This window comes from Vibrio floridensis (assembly GCF_021852965.1).
In the GTDB taxonomy this organism is placed as follows: Bacteria; Pseudomonadota; Gammaproteobacteria; order Enterobacterales; family Vibrionaceae; genus Vibrio; species Vibrio floridensis.
In genome coordinates this window covers 30,061-44,653 of sequence record NZ_JAKGCY010000005.1, presented here as the reverse complement: position 1 = coordinate 44,653, position 14,593 = coordinate 30,061, and the positions used below count along the sequence as shown (strand labels likewise).

Sequence of the window (14,593 nt, the reverse complement as noted above, 5' to 3'; positions counted from 1 at the left end):
GAAAGTAATGGAGAAAAATAATGTCAATTAAACGATATGGTGTAGAAGGCGGCGTGGGTACAGGTGGTCAGCATTTACCCTTTGCACGAGCAACCGAAGCGGGTGGTTTCCTTTACGTCTCTGGCCAAACACCGATGATTGATGGTGAAGTGGTTGAAGGTGGCATTGTTGATCAGTCTCGCCTTGCGATTCAAAACTGTGTCGACATCATGAGCGAGGCGGGCTATACGCTAGAAGATGTAGTACACGTTAAGGTTGTGTTGACCGATGCACGCTATTTCCAGTCGTTCAATAAAGTGTTTAAAGAGTTTTTTGGCGAGCATCCACCTGCGCGTATTTGCATGGTGTGTGACCTTGTGGTGGATGTCAAAGTGGAAGTCGACGTAACGTGTTATCGAGCCGACCGTCGCTAATCGCCGTCTCATCCACTAAGTAGAACGAGTTTCACATATTTAGGCTACCGGCAGCGATGATACCTAATACCCACTTAATATTAATGCCTTACCCGCAAAACGTTGAGTTAAGCGAAGGCAAGGTGACGCTGGATAAAGCGTTCAGTATTTATATCAAAGGTTACGACTCACCACGCGTGGCGTTTAATGTTAAGCGCACCATGGAGCGGCTCTATCGACAAACTGGCTTGCCGATGCTGAATTGGCAGGCGAAATCCGAACAAGAAGCAACGCTGGTGGTCGATATTCAACGTGCCTCAAGCAGCACGGTGCAAAATATCGACAGCGATGAGTCATACCAATTGAAGGTTGCAAATGGCAAGATTTTGCTTTCATCCACTGAGCCTTATGGCGCGTTTCATGGCTTAGAAACCTTACTGCAACTGGTTTCGACGGATGCTAATGGCTACTTCGTTCCCGCCGTTACTATCTCTGATGCACCGCGTTTTAAATGGCGTGGGGTGTCGTACGATACTGCGCGTCATTACATCGAACTGCCGGTGATTTTGCGCCAATTGGATGCCATGGCCTCAGCGAAAATGAACGTCTTCCATTGGCATATCTGGGATGACCAAGGCATTCGTATTCAACTGGAAAACTACCCTCGCTTATGGCAAGCCACCGCGGATGGTGATTTCTACAGTAAAGATGAAACTCGCCAAGTGGTTGAGTACGCGCGTAATCTTGGTATTCGTGTGATCCCTGAAATCTCGCTGCCTGGCCACGCTTCGGCAGTCGCGCACGCCTATCCGGAATTGATGTCTGGTTTGGGTGACCAATCCTATCCGCAACAGCGGGGTTGGGGGGTGTTTGAGCCTTTGATGGATCCGACTAATCCGGAGCTCTACACCATGTTGGCAAGCGTATTCGATGAAGTGGTCGAGCTCTTCCCTGATGAGTATTTTCACATCGGAGGGGATGAGCCGAACTATCAACAGTGGCGTGACAACCCGAAAATCCAAGCGTTTATTAAGCAGCACCAATTGGACGGCGAACGAGGGCTGCAATCGTACCTGAATAGCCGAGTCGAGCAGATGCTGAACGAGCGCGGCAAGAAAATTACAGGCTGGGATGAAATTTGGCATAAAGATCTGCCCAAATCGGTGGTGATTCAGAGCTGGCAAGGGCATGACAGTATTGGCCGAGCGGCGAAAGAGGGCTATCAAGGTATTTTGTCGACGGGTTATTATCTCGACCAGCCTCAACCCACCAGCTACCACTATCGTAACGACCCGATGCCGAAGGGGATCACCGTCGATGATCAACTGCATCAAGGGGAAAAATTTGTCACCTACCATTGGGTGAAGCCTCGCAACAAAGGAGGCCCGCGCAAAGGGAATCTCACCATCATCGAGGGTGCTGACGGCAAAGTGCGTGCGTTTACCGATTACAATGGTAAATCGCGTGAAGAAGTGTATGTATTGGAATACGTCCCCGGAGTGATGTTCCGTGGCCATTTTGACAACTTCATGTCCTACACAGAGTTCAATTATCAGTTTGCTGGCGATCAACTAAAAGAAGGCAGCTATCAACGTATTGGTAATGTGCGTTGGCCTGCAACTGGCAATCTGGTGGCCTCCAGTGAAGGAGAAGTGAAGAGCATTCCGAAGCCTAATGGCGGTTATCCTGCTCAACTGACCAAAGAAGAGGAACCGTTGATCCTCGGTGGCGAAGTGACCATTTGGGGTGAAAATCTCGATTCGATGACCATAGAACAGCGCTTATGGCCACGCAGCTATGCGATTGCCGAACGACTTTGGTCAAGTGAATCGCTCACTGATGAAGCCAGTATGTACCGTCGAATGCACGCGTTGGATAGTTGGTCGGAAATTTCTCTTGGCCTGCGTCATCATGCCGATGCTCGGATGATGCTACAGCGTTTAGCCAATGGAGCAGATGTTGCACCGCTCATCACGTTAGCCAAATACACGGAGCCTGCACAATATTATGCAAGGCACTGGGAGAAATGGATTTCTACACCAAACAAGGGGGATTTGTACAACCAATATGAACGCTTAAATCGGTTCGCCGATGCCCTAGTGGTAGAAAGCTATGCGGTGTATGACATGGAAGCTTTGGTGCGCGGCTATCAGTCAAATGGCGATCCGCAAAGTTCGCAAAGCAAGCAGACGCTTGAGGAGCTCTCTGAGCATTATAAGGTAGTAAAAGGTGCAGCGCGTCAATCTCGTGGGATTTTTGCTGCCAATGTGGCCTCACGTGAGAGTGTGGCGATCGCAGATGCAACCATAGCGCTAGCGGAACTGGGTCTTGAGTTGGTGGAAAAAGCGCAACAGGGACAAGTGCTTTCAGCTGCTGAGCAAGCGACCTATCAAGCGATGTTGGATAAGAATGCGGTCATTTTTGATGAAACCATTGTGGCGATAGTAAGACCAACCGAGCAGCTACTTCACAAAATTGCACCTTAAAGTCGAAAAGCCATTGCCGCCTGTGACGACAGGCGGCAAGGTATTGAAATGGCTTAAGGAAAAGGAATAAAAGACAAAATGACAGTTGGCCGTTTGCATTTTTACGTTGGCACCTACACCGATGAACCGAGTATTAGTGAGGGTGTCGTACAGCTAGAACTGAATACTGAAACAGGGGAACTCGTTCCGTTTAATGAACTGGTGACCTTGCGAAATCCTTCCTACCTCACCCAGACCCCCAAAGGTCTTTACACCTTTAGCGAAGTTGATCAGCACGATCAACCTCAACTGGTGCAAGTGGGGTGCATTGACCAAAGTACGATCGCTATTGAAGGGAGCTACCCTTGCCATATCGACATCGATCCGACGCAGATGTTTTGTGCCGTCGCAAATTATGGTTCAGGCAACACCTCCATTTATACGCTCGACGTGTTAGGTGCGCCCTCAGAGTGTATTGCTGAGCTTTATGTGGAAGGTGATGGCCCAAATCGAGAGCGACAAGCATCACCCCACGCGCACCAAGCGACTTTTCTACGCCATAGCCCTTTTTTAGCTGTGGTGGATTTGGGTACCGATCAGGTGCATTTCTATCAAATTGATGGTCAGCAGCAAGCCTTTACTTTGCATCAGTCACTCAAGCTTCCTGCAGGCAGCGGCCCTCGTCACTTGGTCTTTAATCAGGCGGAAACTCGCGCCTATTTGCTGTGCGAGTTGACCGAAACTTTGTTAACGCTAGAACGAGCAAACGAACGTTGGGCGATGCTTTCAGAGCAACCTTTGCTGCCGGGCGAAGAAAATGGCGCAGCGGCTTCTGCCATTCGATTGTCTTCCGATGAGCAATTTCTCTATGCATCCTGCCGCCGACAAAATAAAATCACGGTTTTTGATGTCAGCCAAAGCGAGCCGAAATGGTTAGAGGCGGTGGATTCTCTTGGAGATTTTCCGCGAGACTTTGTGTTATCGCGCAATGGCAAATGGTTGCTGGTGGCGAACCAGCATAGCCATAATGTGGTCAGCTATCGTCGCGACCGCCACACGGGCCGATTAACCGCAACGGGATTCAGTTGCCAAATTGGTAGCCCGGTTTGTTTAGTCGAGCATCAAGAACCCTTTAAATAAAATCAATTCGATAAAGAGAAAATACGATGACAATTCACCGCATTAACCCATGTAAACGCTGGTCTGATATTACCGTCTTCAATGGCATCGCGCATTTTGTGGAAGTGGCTGACAGTGATACCAACGCGGACATGAAAGGCCAAGTGGAGCAGATTTTTGCTCAAGCAGAAGCGCAATTGGCGAAAATTGGCAGTGATCGCTCGCGTATTCTTTCGGTGACCATTTACGTGACTGATTTTGCCAACTTTGATGCACTTAATGAAGTGTGGGACAACTGGTTCCCAGAAGGCTGCGCTCCAAGCCGTGCTTGTGTCAAAGCAGAGCTTGCTGATCCAGACTACTTGGTTGAAATGACCTTTGTCGCGGCAGCGGGTGAAGCGTTTCAGTAACTATTTGAACGCGTGCAGAACAGTTAACGGTTAGAAAATTTAAAAGGGGCGATGATTTCGCCCCTTTTCTTTTTACTCGTGCATTTCGCTTTGGGTTTAGTTGCTGGTTTGCAGCTCTTTCAATACATCGTTAAGTGATGGACAGATCCGATGGCCAAAAGCGATCACTTCATCGCATGGCTGTACCAAATCAGGAATTTGATAGGTGATCATGTTCGCAGCAACGGCAGCACGGACACCATTGTTAGAATCTTCAAATGCTAAGCATTGCGCTGGTGGAATCGACAAACGGCTCGCAGCAAGTAAGTAGATTTCTGGATCTGGCTTGCCATGCGACACTTCACATCCTGTCGTTATGGAATCAAAGTAGTGATCGAGTCCGGCCAACTTGAGTTTCACTAAGGCGACATCTTTTTGTGTTGAGGTGGCGACTGCGGTAGGGATACCGCTCTGTTTGAGCCACTTCAGCAGCTCTATCACCCCTTCTTTCACCGGAATCGCTTCGTGCAATACCACTTGGTTGTAACGCTTGCGCCATTCTGCATGAAGACGGTCTAAATCCTCACCATAGGCGGACCGCAAAATGGTATCGATACCCGCAGAGTTGCGGCCAATAATAGATAGGTAGGTGTCTTGGTAAAAAGGCAGATTTTGTACATCACAAGCTTGTTTAAAAATACGCATACAAACGCGTTCAGTGTCGAGCAAAAGCCCATCCATATCAAAAATAGCAGCGTTAAATTTCATCAGTACAGCTTTAATCAGACAAGTAGAGTGAAAGACATTGTGACACAGGACCCGTGAAAATGGCAGGTTAAGCTGCCAAGGTGAGGTGCTTGAGTTCTTTGCATACAGATCCAAGTATTTGTTGGGAAAGTGGATATAGCAAGTAAGTAGTGGTTTCAGTTATCATGCCTATTCACGAACACAAGGTCATTGGGGGAAAGATGGAAGTCAAAAAAGTCGCGTTTATTGGTCTGGGAGTGATGGGCTACCCAATGGCGGGCTACTTGAGCAAAGCGGGATACGAAACGCATGTATACAACCGTACTTTTGCCAAGGCTCAAAAATGGACAGAACAGTATCAAGGGGAAGCCTTTGAAACGCCACGTGAAGCGGCACTTGGCTGCGATGTGGTGTTTGTTTGTGTTGGTAATGATGACGATGTACGCAGTGTCGTTTATGGTGAAGACGGAGTATTAGCAGGGTTGGAACCGGACTCGATCCTGGTGGATCACACCACAACTTCTGCCGAACTGGCAATTGAACTGGCGGATGCTTGTCGTAAAGTGTCTAACCATTTTATTGATGCGCCAGTTTCTGGCGGACAAGCGGGCGCAGAAAACGGCGTGTTGACGATTATGTGTGGCGGTGAAGAGGCCATCTTCAATACGGTTTCATCCGTGATGGAGGCTTATGCAAAGCAAATGACGCTGCTGGGCGAAAATGGCCAAGGTCAACGCTGTAAAATGGTTAATCAAATCTGTATCGCGGGTGTGCTTCAAGGTCTTAGTGAGGCCATTTTGCTTGCGCAAAAGTCAGGTTTAGACATCACACAAGTGGTAGATACACTGAAGCACGGTGCGGCGGGATCTTGGCAGATGGAAAATCGTGCGCTGTCGATGGCGCAAGGTAAGTTTGACTTTGGTTTTGCCATTGATTGGATGAGAAAAGATCTCGGTTTTTGCTTGAAGGAAGCACAGCGTGTCGGGCTTGAGTTGCCACTGACAAAGCAAGTGGATCAGCAGTACGCAGAGCTTCAGCAACAAGGACAAGGACGGATGGATACGTCAGTGCTGATCAAAGCCGTCGCGAAACAGTAAGTTTAAACGGTAATTCAAGTATCAATAACCATGGGAGCTAAGAAGCTCCCACGTTTTTTCTAGCAAGAAAGGAGCTTTGCTTGCCACTCGGATTTTGATATCGCATACACGGCGTGGTCGAGCACTCTATTTTGAACTCTCTCGTTGCGGCGAATGATCCCCTCGAGTTGCATGCCGAGGCGTTCAGCAACCGCACGACTGGCATGGTTTTCTTTGGCTGCGCGAAGTTGCACCAGCTCCATCGACAAAGTATCAAATGCATACTCTATCAGCGCTTCACACGCTAAAGTGACAATACCTTTGCCTTGCATCTCTTCTGAAAGCCAATAACCGATACAAGTTCTTTGAAGATGGTGGTTGATTTCGTGAAGACTGATGTTGCCGACGAGCTTCTGTTGATAAAAAATCGCGCAGGTTACTGATTGACGATCTGCGTATTCGTGCAGTGAACGTTGAATAAACTGCTTAAAATCTTGCTCGGTTTGGCAAAGTGGAGGCCAAGCCAGCCATTGGGATAGGTAGGTTTGTTGCTCTGCGACCAATGGAACGTAAAGTGCAGCGAAAGAATCTTGAACCAAAGCGAGTTTGATATCAGGGGAGACGTCGAGTGTAAACATCGGCAATCCTTTGAATTATTGTTGTTTTGGCAACTTAGGATAGCAGGATAGTGAGTGAGTATTAAGCGAGTTCTAGCGTAATACGAACAAATTGTTCGTCTTGATATTGAACGGAATAGTGAAAGGTGTTGCTTGCGTAGATGGCACCGAGAAACAGTGAGCGTTGACTCATCGGGCCGCGGAACAGCATAGAAATGGGTTCGATCAGCTTGTTGCGTTGATCGAAATGCTGGTTGAGGTTAGTGGTCAACACGCACAATAAACAACCATGTTCATCATGTGACAAATCCACTGCTTCTGGGCGAGAGAGTAACACGGTGGTACCGAGTTTCTTTTCGACTTCATTGATCAGCAATAGGTAGCTATCTAGATGTGGTTGAACAGGGGCACTTTCCGCTCCTACACATCGCTCCAATAATGCTTCAAGGTTGCCATTTTCGCCTTTTGCTTGCTGAGTTATAGATTTAAGCGGTTTTTTAATCAACTTATAGCGATTGCTCTTCAGCTTTGGTTTCAGCCATTTTTGCAGAATGTCGTTACTTTCTTGACGAGAGAGTGAGGAGTGTGCGGTAGCGAGGCGGCGAAATTCCAGGTGCAACAAAGCGTGAACGGCAAGTTCACTTAGCAGTTGGTTTGCATCTGCATTGGGTTTCGCGGGCTTAATACCTTGCATCACATTGATTTTATTTATAAAGGAATGGTGCCGAGAGAGGGACTCGAACCCTCACACCATAGGCGCTAGCACCTCATGCTAGTGTGTCTACCAATTTCACCATCTCGGCACAGGATGTTGAAGCTAAGCTTCAAATTTTGATGCGGTTCATTTCAAACCGAAGCGAATTATATCCAAAAATTACTGGAAGGCGAGTATTTCCTTTACTTAAATTGGTGATTTTGGTTCGTTTGGATAATTATTATCCATCTAAGTGGTAAAAATCATCATTATCCCCATTTTATGTAGTGATTAGAGTGTGAAATGCACGTGTTGATTAAATTATGAACGCTTGAACGTTTGCGTGAATAAATGTGATGAATATCTCTTTTTGTTGTCTATACTAGCGACCCGTTTAAGCGGGAAATAGGGTTTATCGTTCATAACCCTTACCCATACAAGCCGTCACAAGGAAACAAGTTGCCCAATATATTGGCTATTTGAGTGAATGACCCCAAGGACCGGACCAGCTGACTTTTGAAAGCTTGTATAAGGTAAAAAAGATGTCGAACTATTCGTTCAATTTCATTCGTGAGTCTTGGTGTCAGTCGTCACCGCTTCATACCCCTTCTTCTTTTGCTGGTTTTTTCAGCTCCTCCTCCATTTTTAAGTTTTAACTAGGTCGTTGCTCATGAATATTTTGTTAAGTCTATTAGGTGTGGTTGCGCTCATTGGTTGTGCGTTTTTGCTGTCGGAAAGCCGTCGCTCTATTAACTGGAAAACGGTATCGCGAGCTTTGCTGTTGCAGGTGGGGTTCGCGGCGTTAGTTCTTTATTTTCCATGGGGACAAGCGGCGCTGGCGGGATTGAGCAGTGCGGTCTCGGGATTGCTGAGTTTCGCTGATGAAGGGATCGCCTTCTTGTTTGGTGATTTGGCATCCTCTGGTTTTATCTTTGCTGTCCGTGTTCTTCCGATCATTATCTTCTTTAGCGCTCTTATCTCTGCCCTGTATTACTTGGGTATCATGCAAAAAGTGATTCAATTTATTGGTGGTGGCATCCAGAAATTCTTGGGTACCAGCAAAGCCGAGTCTCTTGTCGCAACAGGCAATATCTTCCTTTCTCAAGGTGAATCACCTCTGCTAATTCGTCCGTTTTTGGCCAATATGACTCGATCAGAACTGTTCGCTGTGATGGCAGGCGGTATGGCATCGGTTGCGGGTAGCGTGCTCGGTGGCTATGCTGGTTTAGGTGTTGAGCTGAAATATTTGATTGCAGCGAGTTTTATGGCGGCACCAGGCAGTTTGTTAATGGCAAAAATCATCGTGCCTGAGCGTGCGACGCCAAGCGACTACACCAACATTGAACTCGATAAATCTGACCAAAGTAACGTGATTGATGCACTGGCAAGTGGTGCGATGGGCGGCATGAAAGTGGCTGTTGCGGTGGGTACGATGCTGATTGCGTTTGTTAGTGTGATTGCCATGGTGAACACGGGTTTAGAAAACTTGGGTGAGCTATTTGGTTTCACTGGCGTCACGTTGCAAGCGATTTTTGGCTATTTATTCTCTCCATTGGCTTGGTTGATCGGTATCCCTTCCAATGAAGTGCTCGCAGCGGGTTCTTACATTGGCCAGAAGATTGTGATGAATGAGTTTGTGGCGTTCATTGACTTTGTCGAGCACAAAGCGCTGCTTTCTGAGCACAGCCAAGTGATCATCACTTTCGCACTGTGTGGCTTTGCCAATATTGGTTCAATTGCCATTCAATTGGGTTCGATTGGTGTGATGGCGCCAGAGCGTCGCAGTGACGTAGCAAACATGGGCCTTAAAGCGGTTGCTGCGGGTACGTTAGCCAACCTAATGAGTGCATGTTTGGCTGGGATTTTTATCTCCCTCTAATTCTGACAGCCTCAGCAGACTTCTTCTTTGCTAGCGAGAAGAAATGCTAAATCAGAACAAAAATGCCCTGTGAGAACAGGGCATTTTTTATGCGCTAGATTTACAAAGATTAGGGTTGAGCTGGTTTATCGGCAATCAAGCCATAAGGCATTGAGGTGAACACTTTAGGGTTATGTTCCAGAGTTGGCGCTTCATTCACCCTTTGCCAATCGAGCAGCATGATAGCCAGGACGTTACGATGTTCACCCGATTCCATGTCAAAGTCACCAGAAGTTGAAGGGATCATGCCACGCTCCGAGTCGATTGAGGCTTGAATAGCTTGACGTGTTTTCTCAACAACAGGGTCGTCTTCTAGTCCTGCCAGTAAGAAGCTGATACCTACTTCTGCAATGACATCTTCTTTTGCTCGAAGCAGAATGGTATCAATGTGCTCTCGGAAATAGTCAAAAATCCATTGATGTTGCTGTTCACTCACTTGATGCTGGTAGTATTCCGAATCGGCAAAAATGATGTGAGTCATCCCATAGATTTTGTTGCCAAACTGCTGGCCATTAAGCGCTTTGTCTTTTTCGTCGGGGTAGGTCTCTTTAAATGCTTTGATAAAATCATCCACCACGTCTTGTTCACCCAATTGGCGCAGCCAGTAGACTTGATTAGCCAGTTGCGCAGCCCACGCTTCAATCATCTCTGAATTGGTCGCGTATTTCTTAAAGTCATAGCGTCGAATGACTTCACGTAGTTTCGCATCTTGCTTGTGCTCTAGGCCATATTCGTTAGCACGAGCCATCGAACCAAGCAGATCAACGCCTAGATAGAGATACTCTGGCATGTGTTTGGTTGCGGTGTAGCGACGGATGCTACGCTCATCGGTATCCCCAATGTAACCTGCTAAACGCTTTTCCGAATATAGAATCACTTGTTCTGGTGTGTTCACCTCGGCAGCAAAACGATTCAAACGGCTTGCCACTCTAGCGAGATCACTCCAAACGGCTGCAGCGTATTTCGGATCCAGTGTTTGTCGATACATTCGCAAGCCATAATGACCTTCTTTGAACGCTGGCAAGGTATAAAGTTGAGTTTCATAGGTACTGCGGATTAACTGTGCAGATTCTTGGTAGCTCGGTATGGTGACTTCTTCACTCGCCAGTGATGAAAAAACCACACCCAGTGATAATAGAGAAACGAGTGTCCGTGTCGCGATGTTCATGACTGATTCCAGTATCAAGGAGATAAATCGGAAAGTACCAGTTATTGTCACGGTTTATGTAAGCGTCAGGTCAAATGGCGGTAGGAATTATCTTTCGATAGGTCAAGTTGATCCTTTCTGACTTGTTTTTAGCGGTTTTCGGTACACAATGTTGCCAAAAATGTTGAGTTGTACCGCCCATCACCAAGAGCGATCCTGATGTTAACTCAAACTCGATTTTTTGCTTGGTGACTTTGTGTTGGAGAACAAAACGACGTGTTTCTCCTAAGCTGAGGGACGCAATGATTGGATTGCTCCCCAGTTCAGCTTCATTGTCTTGATGCCAGCCCATTGAATCTTGACCGTCACGGTAGAGGTTGGCGAGCACAGAGTTAAACGTAGTGTCTGCTGCCAGTTCGCACTGTACTTTGAGCGCTTTTAGCATAGGTGTCCACGGCAAAGGTTCCATGGTCAAACCAGAGTAATGATAACGCTCCTCGCCGTACCAAGCTTGAAGCCGAGGTTGCAGAACTTGCTGACCAAACATACGAATGTATTTTTGCTCCCATGCCAAGCTATGCATCAGTGCTGCAAAAACTTGATTGGCTTGTTCTTGGTCGAGAAAGTTGGGCCGCCACAGTAACTGGCCGTCTTCTATGTCGAGCCAATCTGAGGTTTCAAACAAAAACAGTGAAGATGACATACACTTACCTAGTAAATATACAAAATAATGCTTAACTCTGACGATTGGATTGGTTTATTCTTATACTTATATTAAGTTTTTTAACAATAATAACGATTTATCCATTGCTTAACCTATTTTTTAGAGCTGGAAACTGGGGATTCGATGAAGTATATGTCTGGAAAACGATGGAGTGTCAACCTGTTGTTTGTCCTGTTTCTTATTCTGTCTGTCGGCATTATTGAGCTGCTCAATCAGGAGCAGAAAAAAGTCAGATTAGAGTATTTTCAACGGGAGGCGAAAGAACAGTTGTCGTCTATTCGTTCCAAGTTAGAAGCCGCGATAGTGTCTGATATCTATATTGTCAGCAGCTTGGCTACGTTGGTTTCGCTTCACCCTAACAGTAACAAACAAGCGCTCGATCAAGCATCAGATAAAATTCTTCGAAAAGGCAAACATATCCGCGTTATTGGCTTGGCAAAAAATGATGTAGTTAACTACGTCTATCCACTGCTGGGTAACGAAGGTGTACTTGGGTTGGATTACAAAACAGTACCTGAACAATGGGAATCCATTAATAAAGCGAAAACGATTGAAGAAATTTTCATCGCAGGGCCAGTTAATCTGGTGCAAGGCGGTAGAGCTTTGATTGCTCGCGTGCCGATTTTCAACGATCCCCCACTGAACTCGCAATATTGGGGGGTGTGCAGTGCAGTACTGAACTTTGATTCACTGATTATGGAGGTGGGGCTAGCGAGCTTTGCCTACCAGCATCGTGTTGCCATTAAGGGATTTGATAGTGAAGGGGAGAGAGGTCAAATGGTGCTTGGAGAGCAAGCCACTTTTGATCAAGCTTTTGTCAAAGAGCGTGTTAACTTCCCTTATGGCAGCTGGGTGCTTGCGGTGGCGGAAGACGATCGTTTGTTTGCGTCATTGCCTTGGTATCAATTACAAGCGGTTCGGCTGATTGGTTACCCTTCGTTGATTTTTTTCTGCTTGATCTTTTTTGCCATCTACCGGCTCTACAGAATGGCACATAGCCGTTCTCTGCACGATGAACTGACGGGACTCCCTAATCGTCGATACTTTATGTACTCGCTCGAACACCATTTTGAGCATGCAAAAAAGCAGGATCGTGATGAAACCTTTGCAGTGATCAATTTGGATTTGGATCGATTTAAACACATCAATGATACCCTTGGGCACTCAGCCGGCGATAAAGTGTTAATTGCGTGTGCGGAGAGACTCAAAGCCACGCTACGCTCAACTGATTTGGTTGCGCGAATAGGCGGGGATGAGTTTCTAGTGTTGTCAGCACGGATACTGCGTGAAGAAGACATGGAAGTGTTGATCAATAAACTCAAGGTAGCACTTTGTTCTATGCCAATCGTTTATGAGAGTGAACTGATCTACCTCAACATCAGTATTGGTTATTGCCTATTTCACCATGACATGAAGGATTCAGAAGAGATGTTAAAGCAGGCAGATCAACATATGTACGCGGAGAAAAAAGCCAACAAAACGCGCTTTGCAGTCGTGAACTGATTGAAGTGCTTGTTCTTCGATGTAAGGCATCAATCGGTGAGTTGCTCGCCGGTTTTACTCCTCGTAAAACAGTTGAGCATCTCACATGGCGTTGGACAGTTCACTAAAACCAGTGTTGTCATCCCACACACGTTGGAAGAGCATATCAGGATACGAATGAATAATAAGCTCTGCTGTTGTATCAACAAAGCTGCCTTCTAACAAATGCCCACCGTATACACGTCCTTGTTTATCCGCGACAGAGATGTGAATATGTTGATGTTCAGGTGTTAATGTCGCTGTGATAGAAACAATTTCAAAGGGTTCGCTAACGCACAATGTGTTTTGCGCACCGGCTAATCGTAGGTTGATACGTTCTAAGCAACCAGTACAACCGGCAATACTGCCTGCGGAAATTTGATGCTTTTTGACGATATCGGCGATCGATGTTTTCAAATCACAGCCCCGAGTGAGCCTTTCTACAATCACGTTGATGGTCATTCGTGTTTCTCTGTCTTAATAAGTACCAACAATGCGTTAAGTGCACAATCGAGGTCATCATAACGTTTGGCTTTTCCAAGTACGCGCATCCCTTGCATTTGGTTCAAGATAAGCTTTGCTATGTGTTCTGAGTGAGTTGAGGTGATCACTAGCCCTTGCTTTTGCGCATTGTCAATTGCCGACTTTAGCACCGTTAGCAAATGGTCAAAAAGACGGTTGCCTTTCTCTAACACGGTGCAGTCCTCTCCAGCATGTTCTACCAGAGCATTTTGCATGAAGCACCCACTGGTCCCTTTTCTCTGTATCTTTGCAAACTGGATTAGAAAACGCTCAAGCTCAGGCATACTGGCATCTTTTTGAGAGAGTTCGTTTAGCGAGGGAAATGAGATCGTTTTTAGATAAGTGTCTAGCGCTTCGTAGTAGAGATGTTGCTTATCTCCAAATGTGTTGTAGAGGCTAAATCGATTGATTTTAAGCCCGTCAACTAAGTCCGAAATAGCAGTATTGGCATATCCTTTCTTCCAAAAGAGTGCCATGGCTTCTAGCAGTTTTTCATCACGACTAAAGTTAGCTTTGCGTGCCATAAGAATTCCAATTGAGCAAAAATATTCTTGACTGAACGTTTAGGAAACAAGTAGAGTTTAACCTAAACGATCGTTCTGAAAAAGAAAAAGGACTAAAAATGAAACTGTATGAAACAGAAATGACTCCTAGCTGTCGCCGAGTAACGCTATTTTTGGCTGAAATTGGTGCAAGTGTTGAACGCGTTCAGCTCAACGTAAGAGAAGGTGATAACCTCAAACCCGAATTTTTGCAGAAAAGCGTCAATGGTAAAGTGCCGATGCTTGAACTGGACGACGGCACAACGCTGTGTGAAAGCGTGGCAATCTGTCGTTATTTTGATGAGATTCATCCGAATGAAATGGCGTTGTTTGGGCGTAACGCTTTAGAAAAAGCGCAAGTCGAAATGTGGCACCGTGTTGTCGAGTTTCAAGGGCTCTACACTGCATTCCAAGCTTTTCGCAATATCACGGCAATATATCAAGACAGAGAAACGTGTGTGGAAGCATGGGGCGTAGAATCTAAAAAACGTGTTGAGGCATTTTTGCCAGTATTGGAAAAGCGCCTTTCTGAAAGCAGTTATGTTGCGACAGAACACTTTACGATTGTCGACATTACCGCATTTATTTTTGTTACGTTTGCTGTAAAAGGGCTTGAGCTTGCGGTCTTTGAACATTTCAGCCACATTCAGAAGTGGTATGAACAAGTCTCCAGCAGAGCGGCATTCCAGCCTTTGTAATTCAGTATACCTATACTGAAAC

Annotated in this window: 15 protein-coding genes and 1 tRNA gene; 8 read left to right on the top strand and 8 right to left on the bottom strand. The window is 46.2% G+C overall.

Features of this window, described 5'->3' with window-relative positions; genetic code table 11:
* Positions 1–20: 20 nt before the first annotated feature.
* From LZU85_RS10090 to LZU85_RS10075, 4 genes are all read left to right on the top strand, one after another.
* The gene (locus LZU85_RS10090) at positions 21–413 is read left to right on the top strand and encodes a RidA family protein (protein ID WP_011081536.1); all 393 of its coding nucleotides are present in this window, start codon (positions 21–23) and stop codon (positions 411–413) included.
* A gap of 56 nt (positions 414–469) precedes the next feature.
* Complete coding sequence (locus LZU85_RS10085; RefSeq protein WP_237286998.1) at positions 470–2,878, top strand: beta-N-acetylhexosaminidase; 2,409 nt, start codon at positions 470–472, stop codon at positions 2,876–2,878.
* Positions 2,879–2,956: 78 nt separating this feature from the next.
* Positions 2,957–3,997 (top strand): lactonase family protein, encoded by a 1,041-nt coding sequence (locus LZU85_RS10080; RefSeq protein ID WP_237286997.1) that lies wholly within the window; start codon positions 2,957–2,959, stop codon positions 3,995–3,997.
* Between the two features lie 26 nt (positions 3,998–4,023).
* Positions 4,024–4,386, top strand: coding sequence for a RidA family protein (locus LZU85_RS10075; protein WP_011081532.1), 363 nt, complete (start codon positions 4,024–4,026; stop codon positions 4,384–4,386).
* 96 nt (positions 4,387–4,482) lie between these two features.
* Here the strand turns inward: LZU85_RS10075 and LZU85_RS10070 are convergent, their stop codons facing one another.
* On the bottom strand, positions 4,483–5,133 hold the full coding sequence (locus LZU85_RS10070; protein ID WP_237286996.1) for an HAD family hydrolase: 651 nt from the start codon (positions 5,131–5,133) through the stop codon (positions 4,483–4,485).
* 200 nt (positions 5,134–5,333) lie between these two features.
* Here LZU85_RS10070 and LZU85_RS10065 point away from each other — a divergent pair, with 200 nt between their 5' ends.
* On the top strand, positions 5,334–6,209 hold the full coding sequence (locus tag LZU85_RS10065; protein WP_176298119.1) for an NAD(P)-dependent oxidoreductase: 876 nt from the start codon (positions 5,334–5,336) through the stop codon (positions 6,207–6,209).
* 59 nt (positions 6,210–6,268) lie between these two features.
* Here the strand turns inward: LZU85_RS10065 and LZU85_RS10060 are convergent, their stop codons facing one another.
* From LZU85_RS10060 to LZU85_RS10050, 3 genes are all read right to left on the bottom strand, one after another.
* Entirely contained in the window at positions 6,269–6,826 is a 558-nt protein-coding gene (locus LZU85_RS10060; RefSeq protein ID WP_237286995.1) for a GNAT family N-acetyltransferase, read from the bottom strand.
* Between the two features lie 61 nt (positions 6,827–6,887).
* The gene (locus tag LZU85_RS10055; RefSeq protein WP_237286994.1) at positions 6,888–7,499 is read right to left on the bottom strand and encodes a DUF2913 family protein; all 612 of its coding nucleotides are present in this window, start codon (positions 7,497–7,499) and stop codon (positions 6,888–6,890) included.
* 25 nt (positions 7,500–7,524) lie between these two features.
* Positions 7,525–7,608: transfer RNA gene (locus LZU85_RS10050), tRNA-Leu, on the bottom strand.
* Between the two features lie 561 nt (positions 7,609–8,169).
* Between LZU85_RS10050 and LZU85_RS10045 the strand changes: the two genes are divergently transcribed.
* Positions 8,170–9,378: a NupC/NupG family nucleoside CNT transporter gene (locus LZU85_RS10045; protein WP_237286993.1), complete on the top strand. Its 1,209-nt coding sequence runs from the start codon at positions 8,170–8,172 to the stop codon at positions 9,376–9,378.
* Positions 9,379–9,487: 109 nt separating this feature from the next.
* Here LZU85_RS10045 and LZU85_RS10040 read toward each other — a convergent pair whose 3' ends face one another.
* Both LZU85_RS10040 and LZU85_RS10035 read right to left on the bottom strand, forming a co-directional pair.
* Complete coding sequence (locus LZU85_RS10040; protein WP_237286992.1) at positions 9,488–10,585, bottom strand: DUF3541 domain-containing protein; 1,098 nt, start codon at positions 10,583–10,585, stop codon at positions 9,488–9,490.
* A gap of 70 nt (positions 10,586–10,655) precedes the next feature.
* Positions 10,656–11,267, bottom strand: coding sequence for an alpha-ketoglutarate-dependent dioxygenase AlkB family protein (locus tag LZU85_RS10035; protein ID WP_176298114.1), 612 nt, complete (start codon positions 11,265–11,267; stop codon positions 10,656–10,658).
* A gap of 144 nt (positions 11,268–11,411) precedes the next feature.
* On the opposite strand from LZU85_RS10035, the gene LZU85_RS10030 reads away from it, so the two are divergent.
* On the top strand, positions 11,412–12,791 hold the full coding sequence (locus tag LZU85_RS10030) for a diguanylate cyclase (protein ID WP_176298113.1): 1,380 nt from the start codon (positions 11,412–11,414) through the stop codon (positions 12,789–12,791).
* 81 nt (positions 12,792–12,872) lie between these two features.
* Here the strand turns inward: LZU85_RS10030 and LZU85_RS10025 are convergent, their stop codons facing one another.
* A complete protein-coding gene (locus LZU85_RS10025) occupies positions 12,873–13,271 on the bottom strand; it encodes a PPC domain-containing DNA-binding protein (protein ID WP_176298112.1) in 399 nt (132 codons plus the stop codon).
* Complete coding sequence (locus LZU85_RS10020) at positions 13,268–13,855, bottom strand: TetR/AcrR family transcriptional regulator (RefSeq protein WP_176298111.1); 588 nt, start codon at positions 13,853–13,855, stop codon at positions 13,268–13,270. The genes LZU85_RS10025 and LZU85_RS10020 overlap by 4 nt, the downstream gene beginning before the upstream one ends.
* Positions 13,856–13,953: 98 nt before the next feature.
* Between LZU85_RS10020 and LZU85_RS10015 the strand changes: the two genes are divergently transcribed.
* Positions 13,954–14,571, top strand: coding sequence for a glutathione S-transferase (locus LZU85_RS10015; RefSeq protein ID WP_176298110.1), 618 nt, complete (start codon positions 13,954–13,956; stop codon positions 14,569–14,571).
* Positions 14,572–14,593: the final 22 nt, after the last annotated feature.

Coding starts and splice junctions, on each gene's coding strand:
- LZU85_RS10090 (WP_011081536.1), top strand. CDS start 21: ATGTCAATTAAACGATATGGTGTAGAAGGCGGCGTGGGTACAGGTGGT.
- LZU85_RS10085 (WP_237286998.1), top strand. CDS start 470: ATGATACCTAATACCCACTTAATATTAATGCCTTACCCGCAAAACGTT.
- LZU85_RS10080 (WP_237286997.1), top strand. CDS start 2,957: ATGACAGTTGGCCGTTTGCATTTTTACGTTGGCACCTACACCGATGAA.
- LZU85_RS10075 (WP_011081532.1), top strand. CDS start 4,024: ATGACAATTCACCGCATTAACCCATGTAAACGCTGGTCTGATATTACC.
- LZU85_RS10070 (WP_237286996.1), bottom strand. CDS start 5,133: ATGAAATTTAACGCTGCTATTTTTGATATGGATGGGCTTTTGCTCGAC.
- LZU85_RS10065 (WP_176298119.1), top strand. CDS start 5,334: ATGGAAGTCAAAAAAGTCGCGTTTATTGGTCTGGGAGTGATGGGCTAC.
- LZU85_RS10060 (WP_237286995.1), bottom strand. CDS start 6,826: ATGTTTACACTCGACGTCTCCCCTGATATCAAACTCGCTTTGGTTCAA.
- LZU85_RS10055 (WP_237286994.1), bottom strand. CDS start 7,499: ATGCAAGGTATTAAGCCCGCGAAACCCAATGCAGATGCAAACCAACTG.
- LZU85_RS10045 (WP_237286993.1), top strand. CDS start 8,170: ATGAATATTTTGTTAAGTCTATTAGGTGTGGTTGCGCTCATTGGTTGT.
- LZU85_RS10040 (WP_237286992.1), bottom strand. CDS start 10,585: ATGAACATCGCGACACGGACACTCGTTTCTCTATTATCACTGGGTGTG.
- LZU85_RS10035 (WP_176298114.1), bottom strand. CDS start 11,267: ATGTCATCTTCACTGTTTTTGTTTGAAACCTCAGATTGGCTCGACATA.
- LZU85_RS10030 (WP_176298113.1), top strand. CDS start 11,412: ATGAAGTATATGTCTGGAAAACGATGGAGTGTCAACCTGTTGTTTGTC.
- LZU85_RS10025 (WP_176298112.1), bottom strand. CDS start 13,271: ATGACCATCAACGTGATTGTAGAAAGGCTCACTCGGGGCTGTGATTTG.
- LZU85_RS10020 (WP_176298111.1), bottom strand. CDS start 13,855: ATGGCACGCAAAGCTAACTTTAGTCGTGATGAAAAACTGCTAGAAGCC.
- LZU85_RS10015 (WP_176298110.1), top strand. CDS start 13,954: ATGAAACTGTATGAAACAGAAATGACTCCTAGCTGTCGCCGAGTAACG.